The sequence below is a fragment of the Neorhizobium alkalisoli genome, from assembly GCF_002968635.1.
In the GTDB taxonomy this organism is placed as follows: domain Bacteria; phylum Pseudomonadota; class Alphaproteobacteria; order Rhizobiales; family Rhizobiaceae; genus Neorhizobium; species Neorhizobium alkalisoli.
In genome coordinates this window covers 236,350-256,673 of sequence record NZ_PVBN01000005.1, presented here as the reverse complement: position 1 = coordinate 256,673, position 20,324 = coordinate 236,350, and the positions used below count along the sequence as shown (strand labels likewise).

The 20,324-nt window shown below is 61.4% G+C and carries 22 protein-coding genes and 1 other RNA gene; 10 read left to right on the top strand and 13 right to left on the bottom strand.

Going from position 1 to position 20,324, the window contains the following annotated elements; genetic code table 11:
* Window positions 1–23: 23 nt before the first annotated feature.
* The 3 genes from C5L13_RS13650 to rimP are packed head-to-tail and all read right to left on the bottom strand — an operon-like array spanning window position 24 to window position 2,960.
* Window positions 24–713 carry an RNA-binding protein gene (locus C5L13_RS13650; RefSeq protein WP_105383826.1) on the bottom strand — a complete coding sequence of 230 codons (690 nt, stop codon included), beginning with the start codon at window positions 711–713 and terminating at the stop codon, window positions 24–26.
* Entirely contained in the window at window positions 710–2,314 is a 1,605-nt protein-coding gene (gene nusA / locus C5L13_RS13645) for a transcription termination factor NusA (RefSeq protein ID WP_105383825.1), read from the bottom strand. Before nusA ends, C5L13_RS13650 begins: the two co-directional genes overlap by 4 nt.
* Window positions 2,315–2,372: 58 nt before the next feature.
* The gene (rimP, locus tag C5L13_RS13640) at window positions 2,373–2,960 is read right to left on the bottom strand and encodes a ribosome maturation factor RimP (protein ID WP_105383824.1); all 588 of its coding nucleotides are present in this window, start codon (window positions 2,958–2,960) and stop codon (window positions 2,373–2,375) included.
* Window positions 2,961–3,568: 608 nt separating this feature from the next.
* Here rimP and C5L13_RS13635 point away from each other — a divergent pair.
* The 3 genes from C5L13_RS13635 (at window position 3,569) to C5L13_RS13625 (ending at window position 6,487) form a co-directional block, all read left to right on the top strand.
* Window positions 3,569–4,252: a GAD-like domain-containing protein gene (locus C5L13_RS13635; RefSeq protein WP_105383823.1), complete on the top strand. Its 684-nt coding sequence runs from the start codon at window positions 3,569–3,571 to the stop codon at window positions 4,250–4,252.
* 139 nt (window positions 4,253–4,391) lie between these two features.
* Window positions 4,392–6,023: an MFS transporter gene (locus tag C5L13_RS13630; RefSeq protein WP_105383822.1), complete on the top strand. Its 1,632-nt coding sequence runs from the start codon at window positions 4,392–4,394 to the stop codon at window positions 6,021–6,023.
* Between the two features lie 8 nt (window positions 6,024–6,031).
* Window positions 6,032–6,487, top strand: coding sequence for a GNAT family N-acetyltransferase (locus C5L13_RS13625; protein ID WP_105383821.1), 456 nt, complete (start codon window positions 6,032–6,034; stop codon window positions 6,485–6,487).
* Here C5L13_RS13625 and C5L13_RS13620 read toward each other — a convergent pair.
* Complete coding sequence (locus C5L13_RS13620; protein WP_205836835.1) at window positions 6,484–7,752, bottom strand: lytic murein transglycosylase; 1,269 nt, start codon at window positions 7,750–7,752, stop codon at window positions 6,484–6,486. The genes C5L13_RS13625 and C5L13_RS13620 overlap by 4 nt on opposite strands.
* Window positions 7,753–7,914: 162 nt before the next feature.
* Complete coding sequence (recR, locus tag C5L13_RS13615) at window positions 7,915–8,520, bottom strand: recombination mediator RecR (protein WP_105383819.1); 606 nt, start codon at window positions 8,518–8,520, stop codon at window positions 7,915–7,917.
* Window positions 8,521–8,574: 54 nt separating this feature from the next.
* Between recR and C5L13_RS13610 the strand changes: the two genes are divergently transcribed.
* On the top strand, window positions 8,575–9,186 hold the full coding sequence (locus C5L13_RS13610; protein ID WP_105383818.1) for an MOSC domain-containing protein: 612 nt from the start codon (window positions 8,575–8,577) through the stop codon (window positions 9,184–9,186).
* Window positions 9,187–9,234: 48 nt separating this feature from the next.
* Here the strand turns inward: C5L13_RS13610 and C5L13_RS13605 are convergent, their stop codons facing one another.
* From C5L13_RS13605 to ffs, 4 genes are all read right to left on the bottom strand, one after another.
* Window positions 9,235–9,846: a LysE family translocator gene (locus tag C5L13_RS13605; RefSeq protein ID WP_105383817.1), complete on the bottom strand. Its 612-nt coding sequence runs from the start codon at window positions 9,844–9,846 to the stop codon at window positions 9,235–9,237.
* A gap of 31 nt (window positions 9,847–9,877) precedes the next feature.
* Window positions 9,878–10,201 (bottom strand): YbaB/EbfC family nucleoid-associated protein, encoded by a 324-nt coding sequence (locus C5L13_RS13600; RefSeq protein WP_105383816.1) that lies wholly within the window; start codon window positions 10,199–10,201, stop codon window positions 9,878–9,880.
* A gap of 18 nt (window positions 10,202–10,219) precedes the next feature.
* Entirely contained in the window at window positions 10,220–12,106 is a 1,887-nt protein-coding gene (locus tag C5L13_RS13595; protein WP_105383815.1) for a DNA polymerase III subunit gamma/tau, read from the bottom strand.
* Window positions 12,107–12,176: 70 nt separating this feature from the next.
* Window positions 12,177–12,273: signal recognition particle sRNA small type (gene ffs, locus C5L13_RS13590), an RNA gene on the bottom strand.
* A gap of 30 nt (window positions 12,274–12,303) precedes the next feature.
* On the opposite strand from ffs, the gene C5L13_RS13585 reads away from it, so the two are divergent.
* The 4 genes from C5L13_RS13585 (at window position 12,304) to C5L13_RS13570 (ending at window position 14,948) form a co-directional block, all read left to right on the top strand.
* Window positions 12,304–12,768, top strand: a complete 465-nt coding sequence (locus C5L13_RS13585; protein WP_105383814.1) for an HIT domain-containing protein — start codon at window positions 12,304–12,306, stop codon at window positions 12,766–12,768.
* A complete protein-coding gene (gene nudC / locus C5L13_RS13580; protein WP_105383813.1) occupies window positions 12,765–13,748 on the top strand; it encodes an NAD(+) diphosphatase in 984 nt (327 codons plus the stop codon). The genes C5L13_RS13585 and nudC overlap by 4 nt, the downstream gene beginning before the upstream one ends.
* A 65-nt stretch (window positions 13,749–13,813) precedes the next feature.
* Window positions 13,814–14,509, top strand: a complete 696-nt coding sequence (locus C5L13_RS13575) for a helix-turn-helix transcriptional regulator (protein ID WP_105383812.1) — start codon at window positions 13,814–13,816, stop codon at window positions 14,507–14,509.
* A 70-nt stretch (window positions 14,510–14,579) separates the two neighbouring features.
* Complete coding sequence (locus C5L13_RS13570) at window positions 14,580–14,948, top strand: VOC family protein (protein WP_105383811.1); 369 nt, start codon at window positions 14,580–14,582, stop codon at window positions 14,946–14,948.
* Window positions 14,949–15,001: 53 nt separating this feature from the next.
* Here C5L13_RS13570 and C5L13_RS13565 read toward each other — a convergent pair whose 3' ends face one another.
* Both C5L13_RS13565 and C5L13_RS13560 read right to left on the bottom strand, forming a co-directional pair.
* A complete protein-coding gene (locus C5L13_RS13565; protein ID WP_105383810.1) occupies window positions 15,002–15,865 on the bottom strand; it encodes a prephenate dehydratase in 864 nt (287 codons plus the stop codon).
* A gap of 11 nt (window positions 15,866–15,876) precedes the next feature.
* Window positions 15,877–16,635, bottom strand: coding sequence for a 3-deoxy-manno-octulosonate cytidylyltransferase (locus C5L13_RS13560; RefSeq protein ID WP_105383809.1), 759 nt, complete (start codon window positions 16,633–16,635; stop codon window positions 15,877–15,879).
* Window positions 16,636–16,787: 152 nt separating this feature from the next.
* Here C5L13_RS13560 and C5L13_RS13555 point away from each other — a divergent pair, with 152 nt between their 5' ends.
* Window positions 16,788–17,375, top strand: coding sequence for a c-type cytochrome (locus tag C5L13_RS13555; protein WP_105383808.1), 588 nt, complete (start codon window positions 16,788–16,790; stop codon window positions 17,373–17,375).
* A gap of 85 nt (window positions 17,376–17,460) precedes the next feature.
* On the opposite strand, the gene C5L13_RS13550 is transcribed toward C5L13_RS13555, so the two are convergent.
* Window positions 17,461–18,405, bottom strand: a complete 945-nt coding sequence (locus C5L13_RS13550; RefSeq protein WP_105383807.1) for an AEC family transporter — start codon at window positions 18,403–18,405, stop codon at window positions 17,461–17,463.
* 360 nt (window positions 18,406–18,765) lie between these two features.
* Here C5L13_RS13550 and C5L13_RS13545 point away from each other — a divergent pair, with 360 nt between their 5' ends.
* Window positions 18,766–19,758, top strand: a complete 993-nt coding sequence (locus C5L13_RS13545) for an adenosine kinase (RefSeq protein WP_105383806.1) — start codon at window positions 18,766–18,768, stop codon at window positions 19,756–19,758.
* Here C5L13_RS13545 and C5L13_RS13540 read toward each other — a convergent pair.
* Window positions 19,751–20,290 (bottom strand): SH3 domain-containing protein, encoded by a 540-nt coding sequence (locus C5L13_RS13540; RefSeq protein ID WP_105383805.1) that lies wholly within the window; start codon window positions 20,288–20,290, stop codon window positions 19,751–19,753. The genes C5L13_RS13545 and C5L13_RS13540 overlap by 8 nt on opposite strands.
* Window positions 20,291–20,324: the final 34 nt, after the last annotated feature.

The following is a 20,324-nucleotide window of genomic DNA, read 5'->3' as shown; positions in this document are numbered from 1 at the left end:
TCCGGCTGAAGCCGGTGACCGCGTCATTGCTTCGGCATGTCGGCGACATCCTTTTTTTGGGACAGGCCGCCTGTGCGGTACTGTTCAAGTAGGTTTGCGCGCTTCACTACACCTTCACCCGCCTGCCCTGCAAGCGCACAAGCATGGATAAAAGCATTCTGACCCATCACTTCGTCCAATTCGGCTCCGGTAAAGAGCGAAAAGGACGGAATATCTTCCCCGGCACTGGTGCCGAGCTTCCAGGCCTTGCGGGCCTGATCGATCTTTCTCACCCCGTCGGCGGCCGCATCCGCCGCATGAAACACGGCAAGCGCTGCGCCCGCGCGAACGGCGGCATCCACCTTCATGGCGCCGGAAACGAATTGGCCCGCTTTGCGGGCCAAGTTCATCATGCCGACGAGATCGGCCGCGAGCAGCCTGTCCACCAGCGCGCCGAGATCGGCATCGGCCTTTGCCTCGGCCTTCAGCGCGCGGGCGAAAAGCTTCTTCTGAACCGCCCGGTCAACCAGAGCCCGGTCCGCCTTGACCCAGCAGCCGCGGCCGGGAAGCTGACGCTTCAGGTCGGGCACCACGCGCCCGTCCGGGCCGGCGACGAAGCGGATCAGCGCTTCCGGCGAGCAGGTCTCGCGCGTCACGATGCAGGTGCGGTCATTCACGACAATCTCGCTCCGCCCGTCATCGTCGCCGTCTGGCTCGCCAGCGAGCGGGATCATTCCTGCTCGGCGGCATCCGCCTCCTCGACCTGCTCCTGCTGCTGCGCAAGATCCTCTTCGGTGATCCAGCCCGCCAGCAGACGCGCCTGAACGATCATGTTTTCAGCTTCGACGCGCGAAACGTCGAACTTGGAGAAAAGACCTTCGAACTTCTTCGTTTCGCCGTCCTTGCGTTCGCTCCAGCCGACCAGATCGTCGGCTGCGCAGCCGGCAAAATCCTCGATCGTCTTGATGCCGTCCTCGCCGAGGGCAACCATCATCTGCGCCGTCAGTCCGTCGATCTGACGCAATTCGTCAGTCACGCCGAGTTCCTTGCGTCTGGCGTCGTTTTCCGCCTCGACGCGATCCAGATATTCGCGGGCGCGGGTCTGGATTTCGGTCGCCGTGTCTTCGTCGAAGCCTTCGATCGAGGCAATTTCGTCGAGCTCGACATAGGCCAGTTCCTCGACCTGCGCGAAGCCTTCCGAGGCAAGAACCTGGCCGATCATTTCGTCAACGTCGAGCGCTTCCATGAAAAGATTGGAGCGTTCGTTGAATTCCTTCTGGCGGCGCTCGGACTCTTCCTGCTCGGTCATGATGTCGATGTCCCAGCCGGTCAGCTGAGACGCGAGGCGAACGTTCTGGCCGCGGCGGCCGATGGCCAGCGACAGCTGTTCGTCCGGCACCACGACTTCGATGCGCTCGGCATCCTCGTCGAGGACCACCTTGGCGACTTCGGCCGGCTGCAGCGCGTTGACGATGAACGACGCCGGGTCTTGGCTCCACGGAATGATGTCGATCTTCTCGCCCTGCAGTTCGCCGACAACGGCCTGGACGCGCGAACCGCGCATACCCACGCAGGCGCCGACCGGATCGATCGAACTATCGTTCGAGATGACGGCGATCTTGGCGCGCGAGCCCGGGTCACGGGCGACCGACTTGATCTGGATGATGCCGTCGTAGATTTCCGGCACTTCCATGGTGAACAGCTTCACCATGAACTGCGGATGCGTGCGCGACAGGAAGATCTGCGGGCCGCGCTGTTCGCGGCGCACGTCATAGACATAGGCGCGGACGCGATCTCCGTAGCGCATGTTTTCGCGCGGGATCATCTCGTCGCGGCGGATAATGCCTTCGCCACGGCCGAGGTCGACGATGACGTTGCCGTATTCGACGCGCTTGACGGTACCGTTGACGATCTCGCCGACGCGATCCTTGAACTCGTCGAACTGGCGGTCGCGCTCGGCTTCGCGCACCTTCTGCACGATGACCTGCTTTGCAGACTGGGCCGCGATGCGCCCGAAGTCCATCGGCGGCAGCGGGTCGGCAATGAAGTCGCCGATCTTGGCATCCGGATTGCGGTCACGGGCAAGCGCCAGCGGAATCTGCGTGCCGTAGTCTTCAGCGGCTTCCACCACTTCCAGCAGGCGCTGCAGGCGTATTTCGCCGGTCTTGGAATTGATGTCGGCGCGGATGTTGGTCTCCGAGCCGTAACGGGAGCGGGCAGCCTTCTGGATGGCGTCGGCCATCGCGGCCAGCACGATCTCGCGGTCGATGACCTTTTCGCGCGCCACTGCATCCGCGATCTGCAGAAGTTCAAGCCGGTTCGCACTCACTGCCATTGTCGTTGGTCTCCGTAGGTCGAAAGGTACCTCTCCTCGAGGCTCCTAATCTTTTCTGTTATTCGTCGTCTTCGTCGTTCTGGTTCGCTGCCTGCGTTTTGGCCAGCTTGTCGGCCTTAAGGGCGTCGCGGATCAGATCGTCGGTCAAAATGAGCTTTGCTTCGGCCAGCGCCGAAAATGGGATTTCGATTCTCGGCTGCTCGCCGTAGGCGACCTGGTCCCGCTCGATCGTGAAACCGTCTTCGTCGGCCTCGGTGATCTTGCCGCGGAACCGCTTGCGGTTGTCGATCATGATCGACGTTTCGCATTTGACCAGATGGCCCATCCAGTGGGTGAAATCCGATTTCCGGACCATCGGGCGGTCGATGCCCGGCGAGGACACTTCCAGATGATACGCTTTATCGATCGGATCTTCCACATCAAGAACAGGCGAAATCGCCGTGGACACGGCCTCGCAGCCTTCGACATCCATGGTTCCGTCATTGCGCTCGGCCATGATCTGCAGTGTCAGGCCGTTCTGGTTCAGCAAGCGCACGCGAACCAGCCGGAAATCCATGGAAGTCAGCACGGGCTCGATGATTTCGGCGATCCTGAGGTCGAGCCCGGTCTCGATGATGAGCCGCGGCTCGTGTTCGGTTTGCGGCATAAGCTCTCCGGCAAGCATTGCCGAATCCGGCGCTGCCGGGATTCGGGTTGAACCGACCGCCTAACAAAAAAGAGCGGGTCCGGTCCGGGCCCACTCTTCATCGGACGATCAAGAATATGGCCTGCATATACGCTTTCGGATGATGGATTGCAAGTGTCGGTGAATTTGCCGGCCTGTTGAGCTCTCGCCCCGGTGCGTCGACCACGGCAGGGGATACGTAGAGCGCGAAATTCGACGATATCGCATTTGCCGACGCCGAACGATTGACCTATTCGCGGACCTCTCTAACTCTACCTACGATAGTTGTTTCACCGGCGAGATTTTCATGACGATGGACACTTTAGTCGCCGCACCGACGAAGGTCGGCTGCATTTTTTGGCCCATGGCCCGATGCTGCTCCCAATTGGTTGTCATTTGATCATCAAGTCTTCAGCCTGTTCGCTGGCGAAGACGGCCTGATGCATTCGCTGTCTGCAGGCCCCGCAGCAAACACGCGGTTACTCGCACCGCCGGTTCCGGATTGACCGCATGGAAAGCCGGTTTTCGACAGTTCCCTTTCATGCGTGGCCGATGAGATCCCGCAGACAGGTTATCCGGAGCAAATACACATGCCCTATTCCGACTACGAACCGCTTCTGGCCCATGCCCGCAATCTCGATAGCGCAACGCCGGTGCGAGAGGCAGAGATCGCCCCCTACCGCGGCATTCTGCCGGATGGCCTGCTGGAGTTCTGGGCGCGCCACGGAAACCAGCTCGTTTTCGGCGATGGTTTCGTACAGATGTGCGACCCCGCAACCTTCGCGCCGGTCATCCGGGCTTGGTTCGAGGGCGATCCGGAATTCGATCCGCAGCGATTGGTGGTCTATGCGATGGGCGGGTTTGGAAGCCTTTACATCTGCGACGGTACCAAGATCCATCACAATATCCATACGCAGTCCAGCGAATTCACTGCGATGAAGTTCAATCCGCCGCCAACGGGGGAAGACTATCTCGATTTCTTTCTCTCTCATGCCCTGAAGCTCGGCACCGTGACGCCGCGTTATATCGACGACGACGATCTTCATACTGAGGCCGTGGCGCAACATGGCCCGCTGTCGCGGGGCGAGATGTTCACCTGGGTCCCGGCCCTGCAGATGGCCAGTGTGGGGAACCGGATCGAGAAGGTCGATGCCGAGGTGCAGATTTCCATCCTGCAGGATTTCGGCCCGCTGAAATATATTGCTGACAATTTTACTCCTGTCGGCGTCTATATGGGAACCGAATTCCGGCGTGTCATCGGACCTCGGGGATAGTGGTGACATCCGTTGGTCGGCACGCGTCTCAGCGATCGGCGACGGCAAGGTTTGGTTCCGGGCGCTCTGGAGTTTCGGTTCCAAAGGCCTATAACCGTCGTCCTGGGCATCTGCACGAGAATCGTCACGAGGAGGAACAGTGCCGGACCGCATATCGACCCTGGCTCCCTTCCGTCACGAGACCTTCAGGACCATCTGGATAGCAAGCCTGGCCTCAAACTTCGGAGGGCTGATACAGGCCGTCGGCGCCGCTTGGATGATGACCTCGATTTCCGATTCGCAGGACATGGTCGCGTTGGTTCAGGCCTCGACGGCTTTGCCGATCATGCTCTTCTCGCTGATCGCGGGTGCTCTCGCCGATAACTTCAATCGCCGCAGCCTGATGCTGACGGCGCAGATCTTCATGTTCGTCGTCTCGGTCATTCTCACGCTCTGCGCCTACTTCGCCCTGCTGACACCATGGCTGCTCCTGGCGTTTACCTTTCTGCTCGGCTGTGGGGTTGCGCTCAACAATCCTTCCTGGCAGGCCTCGGTGGGCGATATGGTCCCCCGGGAGGTGCTGCCCGCAGCCGTGACGATCAACAGCGTCGGCTTCAACATCACCCGCAGCCTTGGTCCGGCCATCGGCGGTGCGATCGTGGCAGCGGCAGGCGCCGCCGCCGCCTTCGCCGTCAATGCATGCAGTTATTTCGCGCTCATCTACGCGCTGTTCCGTTGGAAAATCCCTGTCCGCGACAATGCCCTGCCGCGTGAAACGCTGCTGCGCGCGCTTTCGGCCGGGCTCGGCTACGTCGCGATGTCGCCGAACATCCTGAACGTCCTGTTTCGGGGACTGATCTTCGGCCTTTCGGCCAGCGCCATTCTCGCCCTCCTGCCGATCGTGGCGCGCGATCTGGTGGCAGGCGGCCCGCTTACCTACGGCGTCATGCTCGGCGCTTTCGGGGTCGGGGCGATTGCCGGTGCGATGGGCAACTCGCGGCTGCGCGAGAAACTGTCGAGCGAGTCGATCGTGCGCCTGTCCTTTCTGGGTTTTGCCGCAAGCGCCAGCGTTCTCGCCCTGAGTTCCAATGCCTGGCTCAGCACTGCGGTCCTCCTTGTCCCTGGCGCCTGTTGGGTCATGGCGCTCTCATTGTTCAACACGACGGTGCAGCTCTCGACGCCGCGCTGGGTCGTCGGCAGGGCGCTTTCCTTTTATCAGACGGCCGCCTTTGGCGGCATCGCCGGAGGCAGCTGGCTGTGGGGCGTCCTCTCGGAAGGCTTCGACGTGTCGGTTGCGCTGTCGTTGTCGAGCCTTGCGATGCTGTTCGGCGCGGTGATCGGCATGCGGGCACCGCTGCCGCAGCTGAGCGACCTCAATCTCGATCCGCTCAACCGGTTCAACGAGCCGCTGTTGAGGCTCGACCTCCAGCCCCGCAGCGGCCCGATCGTTTCGCTGATCGACTACATCATTGCCGATGAGGATGTGCCGGAATTCCTTGCCCTGATGTCACGCAGGCGGCGTATCCGCATTCGCGACGGAGCCCGGCAATGGGCCCTGATGCGCGACCTCGAGCATCCGGAGATCTGGACGGAAACCTACCATACGGCGACCTGGGCCGATTACGTGCGGCACAACCAGCGGCGCACGCAGGCGGATGCCGAGGTTTGGGACGCGATCCGTGCACTTCATCACGAAGCACAAGGCCCGCGCGTCCATCGCCTGATCGAACGGCAGACGATTCCACCGGACGACGACGTGTTCCACAAATCGCCCCCCGACCTGCATCATTGACCGCTATTATGATCCTTTTCAGAAAAGCCCGCCATTCCGACCTTCCCGCTGTTGTCAAACTGCTGGCGGACGATCCGCTCGGCCAATCACGGGAGAGTATCTCTCACCCGCTCGATCCACGCTACGAAGAGGCCTTTGCGGCGATCGATGGCGATGACAATCAGCTTCTGGCCGTCGCGGTGGACGCGGCCGATCAGGTGGTCGGCTGCCTGCAGCTATCGTTTATTCCCGGCCTCTCGCGTACGGGCATGTGGCAGGGCCAGATCGAAAGCGTGCGCATTGCCGCGGGCGAACGAGGCAGCGGCCTCGGTTCGCAATTGATCGAATGGGCGGTGGAAATGGCGCGGGAACGCGGCTGCGAGCTGCTGCAGCTCACCTCCGACAAGGCGCGGCCGGATGCCATCCGCTTCTACGAAAAGCTCGGCTTCATAGCCAGCCACGAAGGGCTGAAACGAAACCTCTAACGAATCTTGCCCTTCAGCGACGAGTTTGGATAGCAGGTGGCGGCTAGACCGTTCTTGGTCTGCCAGTCGCCGAGCGAACGGCGTGTCTTATAGCCGGGCAGGCCGTCGACGTTGCCGACGTCATAGCCCTTGGCGACCAGCGCCTTCTGCATCGCGAGCACGTCGGAACGCAGCATCTTGCCGATATCGCCCCAAGATGCCTCAAACGGTCCTGCCCCTGAGGCGATCCGGTCGGCCAGGTTGCCGATGAAGAGGGCGTAAAGATCGGAATTGTTGTATTCCTTCAGGACGTAGAAATTCGGGGTCACGATGAATTCGGGCCCGTGCCGGCCGGCCGGAACCAGCATCATGCCCGCGGCTTTCAGATCGGCGGCGGGGAAGGCTTTTCCCGAAATGCGGGCAATTCCCGTTGCTGCCCATTGCGAAATCGGCTTGGCGAGATCCGGCCCCTCCTGTGCGCATGAGACCTTTTCTGGGATCGTCACCTCGAAGCCCCAGTCACGGCCTTGGCTCCAGCCCTCCTTCTGGAGATAGTGGGCGATCGACGCGAGCGAGTCGGCCACCGAATTCCAGATATCGGGATGGCCGTCCTTGTCGAAATCGACGGCGTATTTCAGATAGCTCGAGGGCATGAACTGCGGCTGGCCGAGCGCGCCGGCCCAGGAGCCTTTCATGGTCGCGGCATCGACATCGCCTCGTTCGATCATCTTCAGCGCGACGATCAGTTCGTCGCGGAACATCTCCTTGCGGGTCGACATGAAGGCTTTGGTGGCGAGAACCTGGACTGCGGAATAGGGAAGTTTGGCCCTGCCGAAGCCGGATTCGCGTCCCCAGATGGCGACGACGATCTCGCCGGGAACGCCGTAGGCCGCTTCGATCCTCTTCAGCACCGCCGCATGGGTGGACGCGAGGCCACGCCCTGTCGCGGCCAGGCCCTGCAATCGTTTCTCGGAGAAATAGGCCCCGGGCGAGGAAAACTCCGCCTGAGTTTGATCCTGCTGTTTCGGCGGGGTCGTACCGGGAGGCACGAGGTCAGGCAGATCCCAATTGAGCGTGACGCCTTGAAAGGCGGCCTTCAGGGTCTTCTCGGAAATCCCCGCCTTCCTGGCCGCCGGACCCAGATCGCCGGCGATCCATCCTTGGAATTGCTTCTCGATGTCCGGACGGTTCTGGGCCAGCGCGGGAAGGGGGAGGAGGGTGAGAAATGCTGCGAAAACCAATGCGGCTGCTCGCCTGGCGGCACCCCCCTCTGTCCTGCCGGCCATCTCCCCCTCAAGGGGGGAGATCAAATTGTTGCAACGTCTCGCCCATCTCCAACGCTGCCCCTGAAGCGATGTCGGAGCGTCTTGCGGATCTCCCCCCTTGAGGGGGAGATGGCCGGCAGGCCAGAGGGGGGCGAGCTTGCTCATCGTTATCCTCTTCAAACGCTAAATCGCCGTCCGCGCCCTGAGCGCCGCAGTCAGCGTGCCCTCGTCGAGATAGTCGAGTTCGCCGCCGACCGGCACGCCATGCGCCAACCGGGTGATCTTCACCTCGATGCCGGAAAGTTGGTCGGTAATATAATGCGCCGTCGTCTGGCCTTCGACGGTCGCGTTGACGGCGATGATGATTTCGCGGATCGCGCCCTCGTTGACCCGGTCGATCAGGCCACGAATGTTGAGGTCATCAGGACCGATGCCGTCGAGCGGAGAGAGCGTGCCGCCGAGCACGTGGTAGCCCGCATTCATGGCGCCCGCCCGCTCCAGCGCCCAGAGGTCGGAAACGTCCTCCACGACGATCAGCAGGGTTTGATCGCGGCTGGCATCGGTGCAGACGGTACAGGGGTCGACGGTATCCACATTGCCGCAGCGCGAGCAGATCTTCACTTTGTCATAGGCCTCGCCCATCGCGTGGGAGAGCGGTCCGAGGAGTTGCTCTTTCTTCTTGATGAGGTGCAGCGCCGCCCGGCGGGCCGAGCGCGGCCCCAGCCCCGGGACTTTCGCCAGAAGCTGAATGAGTTTTTCGATTTCGGGACCAGTGACTCGCTTTGCCATGTTCTCCCTTTAGCCCATATGCTCCCGAAACGGAATCGCGGAAGGAATGTCTGCATGAAACTTCTCGCCATCTGTCTCGGTCGCCCGGAAAAGTTGCCGGGCAAGAGTTTCAAGACCGGCATCTACAAGAGTGCCCTGAACTCTGCCGTGATGATCGACCGGCTCGGCCTCGTCGGCGATGCCGTCTGCAACACCAGACATCACGGCGGCGAGGACCAGGCGGTGCTGCTCGAAGGCTCGCTGACGCTGGACTGGTGGACAGCCCAACTCGGCCATGATCTGTCGCCTGGGACGTTTGGCGAGAATCTCATCATCGAAGGCCTCGACAACCGGAACGTTGCCGCCGGAGATCGTTTCCATGTGGGCGAGGTCATCCTCGAAGCCAGCTGCGCCCGCTCGCCCTGCAACACACTGGCGGTGAAGATGGGTGATCCGACCTTCGTGAAGACCTATGTCAGAGCCGGTCGCCCCGGTATCTATTGCCGGGTCATCGCGCCCGGCATGGTCTCGCCGGACGATCCGGTACGCCACGAACTCTATGCCGGCGAACGCGTCACAATCTCGGAAATGCTGTCGGCTGTCGGCAGAAGTCTCTCGGATGCGGAAAAAGCCCGCTTCCTTGCGGCACCCATAGGCCGCCGGTGGAGGCCGACGTTCGAAAATTAGGGCAATCCCAGAAAAGTGGACAGAAGTTCTACATTGTCCGACAAAGGCTTATCGCGTTGCGATCGCCGCAGCGGCGCTGGCCATGGCGCCCGCCGAGACGCGGTTCGCCATCTGTACGGCGCGCCGGCTCTTGAGAAAACCGCGCGCCTTGCCGGCGAGTAGCATCCAGGAAATGTTGACCGTCATCAACACGAAGAACTGGCAAGCGACCAGCTCCAGCCAGCCTGTCATCGTCACCGCATGGATGTCGATGATCGACGGCAGGAGCGCGATATAGAACATCATGATCTTCGGATTACCGAGTGCCACCGAGATCGCCGCAAGGAAGAGCTTCAGGCTGGACCCGGCCTCGGGCGGCTGCCCCTTGGACTCATCCGGCAGAGAAGTCCACATCTTCCAGGCGAGATAGAGGAGATAGGCGACGCCTAGCCACTTGATGGCGACGAAGACGTGATGGAACGTGTCGGCGATCGCCGACAGGCCCGCGACCGCGACCGTCAGCCAGATCGCGTCGCCGACCCACATGCCGAACAGGAAAGGGAAGACCCCGCGCGTGCCGCGGGAAATGACGCGTGCGACCAGGGCGGCGATGCTCGGGCCGGGCGTACCGGCAGAGACGAACAGCACACTCATGAACACGAGCAGCGAAGTCAGCGTCATCGGAACCTCCCAGTTTCCGTATATATTCGGATCAGAACGGCATCTTGAAGCCGGGCGGGATCGGCAGGCCGGCGGTCAGTTCCTTGGTCTTTTCGGCAGCGATCGCCTCAGCCCGTTCCTTGGCTGCCTTGTGAGCCGCCACGATCAGATCTTCGAGGATTTCGACCTCTTCTTCCTTGAAGAGCGAAGGATCGATCTTCAGGCCGAGCATTTCGCCCTTGCCGTTCAGGCGGACGGTCACGAGGCCGCCGCCAGATGTGCCTTCGACGTCGAGAGCGGCGATATCCGCCTGCATCTGTTCCATCTTGGCCTGCATTTCCTTGACCTTGCCCATCATGCCCATGATGTCGCGCATGTCGAAAATCCTCTTCTCTTATAGTTCAATGTCGTCGCCGGGCAGGATGTCGCCCTCTTCGGATTCCGCGGTTGCCGGTGCGGTGGCTTCCGCCGCCTCGTCTTCCTCTTCTTCGGCGCGAATACGCACGTCGATGATCTTGGCGCCCGGGAACTGGGCGAGAATGGCCGCCACGTCCGGATCGGCCCGGGCATCGGTCCTGCGCTGCTCCTTGGCCTGTTCCTCCGCCTGAGCCAGCGTCGGAGCGCCCCGCTCGTTGGAAAGCGTCACCCACCAGGTGATCCCGGTCCATTCCCGAAGCTTCGACGTCAGATCATTGATGATGGATTTCGGCGCATCGGGTTCGAGGTTGATTTCGAGCCGCCCGGGTTCCAGCTTTACCAGGTGAACCGACTGGCGGACGCGGGCCCGCAATACGGGTTCGCGATTTTTGGCACAGAGATCGCCGATGTCTTCCAGCGACCGCACGTGAACCTTGGGCTCCGGCTGGGATTCGGCCACCGTTTGCATTGCCGGCCGTTCCAAAGGTTCCTGCGCGTTTTCGGATGAGGGGACGGCTCGCAGCATCGCGGTCGGCCCGCCGGCCGGAACGCGCGGTGTCGACATATCCGAGCCGCGTGCATTGACCGGAGACTGAGAGGGCGAGGCCACCCGTCCCCCGCCGTTCGAAGAGGGCGCCGAACGCTGTCCATCGCCGCCGGAGAGGTCAGCGAGCCTGCGCGCGGCATCTTCCGGGGAGGGCAGGTGAGCCGCATGGGTCAGACGGATCAGCACCATTTCGGCAGCACCGGCCGGGCGCGAGGAATTCTCGGCTTCCGGAATGCCCTTGAGCAGCATCTGCCAGATGCGCGACAGCGTGCTCACGGCAACGCTCTCGGCGAATTCCCGGCCGCGCAGGCGTTCCACTTCGCTCAGTGAGGGGTCGTTTGCCGCATCGGGAATGTATTTGAAACGGGTGACGAGATGAGTGAAGTCGGCAAGGTCGGTCAGCACAACGACCGGATTGGCCCCGGCCTCGTACTGTGCCCCGAATTCCGAAAGCGCAGCCGTCACGTCGCCCCGCACGATATGGTCGAACAAATCGACGATGCGCGCCCGGTCAGCCAGGCCCAGCATGCCGCGCACGGTCTCCGCAACCACGCTGCCGCCGCCGTGAGCGATCGCCTGGTCGAGCAGCGACAGGCCGTCGCGCGCCGAACCTTCGGCCGCACGGGCGATCATCGACAACGCTTCTTGCTCGGCCGCAATGCCTTCTTTTTCAAGGATGGTGGTGAACAGGCCGAGGAGATCGGCCGCACTGATGCGGCGCAGGTCGAACCGCTGGCAGCGGGAAAGGACGGTGATCGGAACTTTTCTGATCTCGGTCGTCGCGAAGATGAATTTCACATGCTCCGGCGGCTCTTCGAGCGTCTTCAGGAGGCCGTTGAAGGCCTGCGTCGAAAGCATGTGCACTTCGTCGATGATGTAGACCTTGTAGCGCGCCGAAACCGGACGGTAGCGCACCTGCTCGATGATCTCGCGGATGTCGTCGATGCCCGTATGGGAGGCGGCGTCCATCTCGATCACGTCGACATGCCGGCCTTCCATGATCGCCTGGCAATGGTCGCCGGGGATACGAAGGTCGATCGTCGGCTTATCGATTTCAGGCGTCTTGTAGTTCAGAGCGCGGGCAAGGATGCGGGCGGTGGTCGTCTTGCCCACGCCGCGAACGCCGGTCAGCATATAGGCCTGGGCGATGCGTCCGGTGTCGAAAGCGTTGGTGAGCGTGCGGACCATCGGCTCCTGGCCGACCATCAGGTCCGAAAAATCCTTGGGGCGATATTTGCGGGCAAGCACCCGGTAAGCGTTGCCGCCAGAAGGACTGGCAACGGGAGCATTTGATGACGTGGGCCCGGTATCGCTCATTCAGTCCAGCCTGCGGGGGCCGTTCCAGTCACTTGACCGGACCGGAAGCTGACCAAGATGGTAGAAAAGGGTGGGAGGCTGGCACGGCGACCCGTGCCTGGCTCGTTAGGGCTGCTTCCTTCCGGACCTGACCCGGTTGGCGAGTGGCTCGTCCACCACCAACCTCCCGCCGCACATATCGTCAATAACGCTTCCAAATGCAAGCCAGACCTGTAAAAAACTGCTATCGAACAGAAAACACACGGGAGGAAAGCTTGAGCGCATTCGAACTGGACGGACGGATCGACAAGGATTCCGAGCTCGTGAAAAAGCTGGACCTCTGCCAGTTGCGTCTCCAGAACGATAGCCGCTGGCCCTGGCTGGTCATGGTTCCTGAGCGAAACGGCATGAGCGAGATCTTTGACCTCTCCCCTTCCGACCAAGCCCTGCTTTCCGTCGAGGTCAATCGGGTTGCTGCGGCTTTCAGGGAGATCACGGGCGCAACCAAGATCAATGTCGGCGCTCTCGGCAACATCGTGCGCCAGCTGCATGTCCATGTCATTGCCCGGTTCGAAGGCGATCCGAACTGGCCCGGCCCCGTCTGGGGTTTTGGTCAGGCGGTACCCTACGAACAATCGCAGAAGCAGAATCTCATCAAGAAACTGGTTGAAGCTCTTTCATGACTGCTACCCTTTTCGATACCGATGCACCTCACCCCGAGCCGAGCGAACTCACTGCCTTTTCCGGCAACAAGCTCGACAGGCAGGCCGAATATCGCGCGGATGATTGCGTGGAGAAGGCGCTGGCCGTCGAAGGCACCCATATCCTCGCCTTCAGCGGCAGCCGGCTCATCCTCAAACATGACGGCCAGATTCTCGATCCGCTGTTTTCGGCCTACGAGCTTGCGGAACTGAAGCCGGATTTCGATGGCGCCGTCCTGCTCGGCTACAAGGAAAACGGCGAGCCTCGCATCGCCGTGCCCGTTCTCATTCCCGCGGAAGAGCTGGCAAGCCACTACAAGCCCACGGAGGCGCGGGCGCTTTTCCGTGATTCCTTGATCGAGGGCGAACTGCTCGGCGAAGTCGCCCAGGCTGTCGCGCTTCTCAACTGGAATTCGGCAAATCTTTTTTGCGGCAAGTGCGGTTCGCCGACGGAGATGAAGATCGGCGGCTACAAGCGCGTCTGCACGAAATGCGAACACATGATGTTTCCGCGAACCGATCCGGTGGTCATCATGCTGACCATCGACGTGGAGCGGGATCGTTGCCTGCTTGGCCGCAGCCACCATTTCCAGGAAGGCATGTATTCCTGCCTGGCCGGCTTCGTCGAGCCTGGCGAGACGATCGAAAATGCCGTCCGCCGAGAAACCTTTGAAGAGGCGGGTATCGAGGTCGGTCGCGTCCGTTATCACGCGTCGCAGCCCTGGCCGATGCCTCATTCGCTGATGATCGGATGTTACGCCGAAGCCAGGTCGGTCGACATCAAGATCGATCCTCAGGAAATGCAGGACGTCCGGTGGTTTGGCCGGGCGGAAACGGCCGCCATGCTGGAGGCAGGCCCCGGCAGTCCCTATTTCTCACCGGTCGAAGGCGCGATAGCCCATCGGCTGCTGCGCGACTGGATCGAGTGGGGTGAGGACTGGTCGGCGAAACCGACGGAATGATCCTGTGAATCATCCCGAAGGACGAACGCGCTGAGTTCAAGCGTAGTGCTGGAAACTTCAATCTGATGACTGTTGCCCGCTCGGAGCGTCTGCTGACCCTTCTTCAGACGCTCCGGCGTTATCGGCAGCCCGTCAGCGGCGCAAAGCTCGCCGCCGAAACGGGCGTCAGCCTTCGCACGCTTTATCGGGATATCGCGAGCCTCCAGGCGCAGGGCGCCTTCATCGAAGGAGAGGCGGGCGTCGGCTACGTGCTGCGGCCGGGCTTCATGCTGCCGCCGATGATGTTCACCGAAGAGGAAGTCGAGGCACTCGTGCTGGGCTCGCGCTGGGTCGCGAAGACGGCCGATTCACGGCTCGCGGCCGGCGCTGTCGATGCGCTTGCCAAGATCGCTGCGGTCCTGCCGCCGGAACTGAAGGAAGAACTCGATACCTCTACGCTCCTCGTCGGCGCCCCGCGCCGCCATGAGGACAAGGCCGATCTCGCCCTGCTCCGCAAGGCCATCCGGGCCGAGCACATTCTCGATCTTGGTTATGAGGACGAAAAAGGCGCACTGACTCGCCGCAACGTCTGGCCCTTCGCGCTCGGCTTTTTCGACAATGTTCGGGTGATGGTGGCGTGGTGCGAGGTGAGGCAGGGCTTTCGCCATTTCCGCACCGATCGCATCACATCGGCCAGCTCCCTGGAAAAGCGTTATCCGCGCCGTCGGCAGGTGTTGCTGAAGGCGTGGCGCCAGGCGCAGGGCATTCCAGCCCCGCCTTGATCGCTACTGCCATTATCTGACAGTAGGGTGAGATTAGTTTCCGGTCAGTCCCAAACAAAGGAGCACTGACATGGCAAATCCCAACCTCATCCTGCTTTACGTCGAAGACACGGCGAAAAGTACCGCATTCTACCGCGATCTGCTCGGCCGCGAACCGGCGGTCGAAGCGCCGAATTTTGCATCCTTCCCCCTCGACGGAGGCTTCTTCCTGGGCCTCTGGGCGGAAAGCAAGGTTTTGCCGCAGCCGACAGGGCAAGGCAGCCGCAGCGAGATCGGCATCATGGTCGACGGCGAGGGCGCCGTCGCCAAACAGTATGAAAAGTGGAAGGCTGCTGGTCACCGGATCGCGCAGGAACTGACGACCTTGGACTTCGGCCCGACCTTCGTAATCCTCGATCCGAATGGACACCGCATCCGGGTTTGTGAGCCGGATAAGTAATTCCGTAGAGCCGGAAAGCGTGGCTCCTCTTCTCCCGCTGGGAGAAGAGGAGATCACCCCTTTTGCAGGGCGCCGCGCATGGGGTGGCCCTTGTACGTTCCGAGAATACGGACTTTTTCCGAGAAGAATCGCAGCTCCTCGAGCGCCCGGCGTACCGGCAGATCGTCCGGATGGCCTTCGATATCCGCGTAGAACTGGGTCGCCACGAACTTGCCGCCGAGCTGATAGCTCTCGAGCTTGGTCATGTTGATGCCGTTCGTCGCAAAGCCGCCCATTGCCTTGTAGAGCGAGGCCGGAATGTTGCGGACATTGAAGACGAAGGTGGTGACGATGATTTCCGACGGATCGTTGCGCTGTACCCATTTTTCGTCGCGGGACAGCACGACGAAGCGGGTCACGTTGTTTTCCGTGTCCTCGACGTTTTCCGCGATGATCTCAAGACCGTAAAGGTCGGCTGCAAGCCGGGGCGCAAGCGCTGCCATGGTGCGGTCCCCCTTTTCGGAAACCAGCTTTGCGGCCCCGGCCGTGTCGCCGGCAACCACCGCTTTCCAGCCGTTCGCCCGGATGATCTTTCGGCATTGGCCGAGCGCGTGAATATGGCTGTGAACCGTACGGATCTCCTCCCGCGCAACGCCGGGCAGCACCATCAGCTGAAAGCGGATGGGCATGAAATATTCGCCGACGATATGAAGCCGGGACTCGGGCAGCAGGTAGTGAATGTCGGCAACCCGGCCGGCGATCGTGTTCTCGATCGGGATCATTGCAAGATCGGCGTCACCGTTTTCGAGCGCCTGGAAAGCGTCCTCGAAGGTCGGGCAGGGAAGCGGCTCCATGGCCGGGAACATATCCCGGCAGGCCATGTCGGAATTGGCGCCGTTGTCGCCCTGGAAGGCGATGCGATTGGTGACTGCGTTCATTGGAGTATCCGTCAGGAGGACGCGCGTGCCGAAAGGATCGCCCGCGCCTTTTCAAGGTCGGCCGGAGTATCGACACCGAGGGGTACCGAGTCAACGATCTCGACGTCGATCCGCATGCCGGCTTCGAGCGCGCGCAATTGCTCGAGCGATTCGCGCTTTTCGAGCACCGAAGGACCGAGAGATACAAATTTCTCGAGTGCGGCACGGCGATAAGCGTAAAGCCCGATGTGATGGTAAAGCGGCCCGTTGCCATGGGGTGCTGTGGCGCGCGTAAAATAAAGCGCCCTCAGCCGGGTTTCCGACAGCGGTGAGCCGACGATTTTCACGACGCTGGGATTGGTCTTTTCATGCTCGTCGGTGATCTCCACGGTGAGCGTTGCAATGTCGGTCGACCGATTTTCGAGCGGGCGAAGCGAAGCGCGAACGGCCTCCGGTTCTATCGTCGGCAAGTCACCCTGAACATTGATGATGAACTCCATCTCGGCATTCGGGTCGGCCTTCTGCACCGCTTCGAAAATGCGGTCCGATCCCGATTGATGGTCCTGGCGCGTCATGACGACTTCGAAGCCGGCTGCAGCCACCGCATCGTAGACCGCCTGGTCGTCCACCGCGACGATGATTCGCCCTGCTTCGGCTTCCTGAGCTCGTTTTGCAACCTGTACGATCATTGGCAGGCCTGCAATATCAGCCAGAGGTTTTCCGGGTAACCGCGTGGAGGCCATGCGCGCCGGGATCAGCACCAGCGTCCGGTCAAAAGCCGAGTACTTCATGGGGATACCCTTCTATTCCCGCTGAAACAGTGTCAAAAAGTCTCAAGGGCGGGATGATTATCGTGTTGCAACAAAGATGCAAAAGACATAGGTTCCGCGCAATTTCAAGATGGCCCGCCTTGTGACAGGCGGTTGCAAAGGAGCGGTTGCGGATGAATCCCTACGTAAACATGGCGGCAGGCGCCCTGCTTGCTACGGTCTTCGTCATGATGTCGGTGTCGATTGCCTCGGAAGGGATATTTCACGCGCCGGAACCTGAGAAGGAAGGCTTTGCTATCGTCGCGGCTGAGGAGCCTGCGGCCGGCGAAGGCGGTGGCGAAGCTGCTCCGGCTGCCGTTCCGGTGGGACAGCTTATGGCCAAGGCCGATGCCGCGGCCGGTGCCGCTGTTTTCAAGAAGTGTCAGAGCTGTCATGCGGTCGAAAAGGGAGGCGCGAACAAGGTCGGGCCTGGCCTTTGGGGGGTCGTCGACCGTCCGATCGCCTCGCATGAAGGCTTCGCCTACTCGGCTCCGATGAAGGATTTCTCCAAGGGGGGTGCCGAAAAATGGACCTTCGAGCACCTGAATCACTTCCTGGCTGCTCCCAAGGCTTATGTGAAGGGCACGGCCATGGGCTTCGCTGGACTGAAGAACGACACCGAGCGCGCCAATCTGCTCGCTTATCTGCGTGAACAGGCCGACAGCCCCGCTCCGCTTCCGGATCCGAACGCCGCTCCGGCCGCTCCGCCTGCGACCAACTGATCGGTGCAGACGAATTCCATTTGAAATGCCCGGCTTGATCAGCCGGGCATTTTTGTTTCTGACGATTTCCACCTGCTGAAGGGCGTCAGCTCAGCAGCCAGGCCCAGAAGCTGACGGTAACGACACCGAAGGCCGTGGTGATGCTGATGACCGAGGCTGCGAGCCCATGGCCGGAGCGGAAGCGCTGGGCGATCAGCCAGGCATTGATGCCGGTCGGCACGCAGGAGGTCAGCACCAGGGCCGCCGCCCAGTCATGAGGCAGTGCGAGGAGATAGCTCATCAGGAAGACGAGCGCCGGCAGCAGCAGCAGTTTCAGGATGGCGGCCGTTCCGGAAAGGCCGATATCCCCGCGAATCGGATATTGCGTCAGCGCCATGCCGATCGAGATCAGTGCCACGGGCGCGGCTGCCGCTGACAGATGATCGATGACCATCGCGATCGCGACCGGCAGATGCAGGTCGAGGAAATTGAAGGTCACCCCGATCACAAGCGCGATCACAAGCGGGTTGCGGGCGAGGTTCGAGCCAACCTGTTTGAGAATCTCGGCGATGGAGCGTTTTTTTCCCCCGTCGACCTTCGAGACAGCTCCTTCCATCAGGATCGTGCCCGCCACCATCATCAGCGGCAGGTGGATCGCGAGCAGGATGGAGATCGCAACCAGCCCGTCCTTGCCGACGATATTTGCGACCAGCGGCAGGCCGATGAAGACGTTGTTGGCAAACGAGGCGGACATGCCCGTAATGATCCCCACCTTGGCATCACGACCGAAAAGCCGCGTGGCGAGGAGATGGCCGACGGTCCAGGTGCCGGCAACGCCGAAGAAATAGGCGGCCCACAACCGGAACGGCGAAACTCCCTCGAAATGCGCGTCCGCAAGCGTCCGGAAGATCAGCATGGGCACCGCGATCTTGAACACGAACTCGCCGAGCGCGTCGCCGGTTTCCTGCTTGAGGATGCCGATCTTGGCAGTCATCCAGCCGATCAGGATCAGGATGAAGACGGGCACGACATTCACGAAGACGGAGGACAAGGCAAAGGCTTTCGCAGAGGATTTCCTATGCCTCTACCGCATGTGGGAGGCTGCGACAAATGCGTTTCGCGGCTGGAGAGACCCTTCCGGGCAGAGACCGCGGCACAGGACAAAACAAAAAGCGGGGCAATACCCCGCTTTCCCTCCTGGTCTCGTCCAGGCTCCGGATTGTCTGCCGCCAGTTCATCCGTGGTCGGCAACACAACCGGATGGCTACATTCTATAGCCCCTAATCGTGACAGCGACATGACGCAGGTCAAAGCCCCGTTTTTGTGGGGTCGGGGCTGTTTTTTCTTTCAATCGTCTGAAAACCCGACTACCGCTTCCCGCGGTAAAGTTTCCAGGAAGGACCAAGACCGGATGCCCAAGTTCGACGTGCTGACGATCGGCAATGCCATCGTTGATATCCTCGCCCGCTGCGAAGACAGTTTCCTGAGCGAGAATTCGATCATCAAAGGGGCCATGAACCTGATCGACAGCGAACGCGCCGAACTTCTCTATTCGAAGATGGGTCCGGCAGTCGAAGCTTCGGGCGGATCGGCCGGCAACACGGCGGCGGGCATTGCTGGTTTTGGCGGCAAGGCAGCCTATTTCGGAAAGGTCGCGGTAGACCAGCTGGGCCATATCTTTCAGCACGATATTCGTGCTCAGGGCGTCTATTACCAGACGACGCCGGAAGGCACCAATCCGCCGACGGCTCGTTCGATGATCTTCGTCACCCCCGACGGTGAGCGCTCGATGAATACCTATCTCGGCGCCTGTGTCGATCTCGGCCCCGAACATGTCGAAGCCGATGTCGTGGCCGAAGCGAAGGTGACCTATTTCGAAGGATATCTTTGGGATCCGCCGCGGGCCAAGGAAGCGATTCGCGAAGCCGCCAGAATCGCGCACGCCAATGGCCGGGAAGTCTCCATGACACTCTCCGATCCGTTCTGCGTCGGCCGTTATCGCGCGGAATTCCTCGATCTCATGCGTTCCGGCACGGTCGACATCGTCTTCGCCAACAAACAGGAAGCGCTCTCCCTCTACGAGACCGAAGACTTCGAACTGGCACTGAAGAACATCGCGCGGGACTGCAAGCTTGCAGCCGTGACCCTCAGCGAAGAGGGCGCGATCATCCTCCGCGGTGAGGAACGGGTGAAGGTCTCGGCCTATCCGATCAGGGAATTGGTCGATACCACTGGAGCCGGTGATCTCTTCGCGGCCGGATTCCTGTTCGGCTACACCCAGGGCCGCCCGCTCGAAGACTGCGGCAAGCTCGGCTGCCTTGCGGCCGCAATCTGCATCCAGCAGATCGGCCCCCGGCCGATGGTATCGCTTCAGGAGGCCGCCCGGGAGGAAGGCCTTATTTGAAGGCTTCGCCCGGATAGGCACCCCAGATCTCGGCCTGGGAGACCCAGCCTTCGGTGCCGTTCGCTTCGGCGCGGCACCAATCGCCGTTGCATTCCTCCACCTTCAGAAAGACGCCCGGTTCCAGCTTGGCGGTGATGGCGGCGCTGCTTTGCGGATCCCGGCGCATGTTGACGTAGATGTCCTTGCCCTTGCCGCGCATCCACGGTGCGGCGACGGCTGTGCGGTCTCCGGACAGCAGCGCCTGGTTGACCCAGCCTTCCGTGCCCTCGGCATCGCGGACGCGCCGCCAGTTTTCATATTCCTGGATGATTTCCATCGGCGTCCCGGACTTCATGTACATCCACGAGACGGCGTAGTCGGTGCTCGGACCGATTCGGATATTCACCTTTTTGGACTTCAGGCTGACGAAGCGTGGCAGCGGCAGGCCACTGGCGCCTTTCGCGCCTTGTGCGTAAGCCATGGCCGAAGCGGAGAGACAGGTGGCGAAAGCGAGAGTGAAAACGGTAAAGGCACGAAGAATGACGCGACGCATGGGCTTGGTTCCGGCTGAAGGACCATCGGGCGCC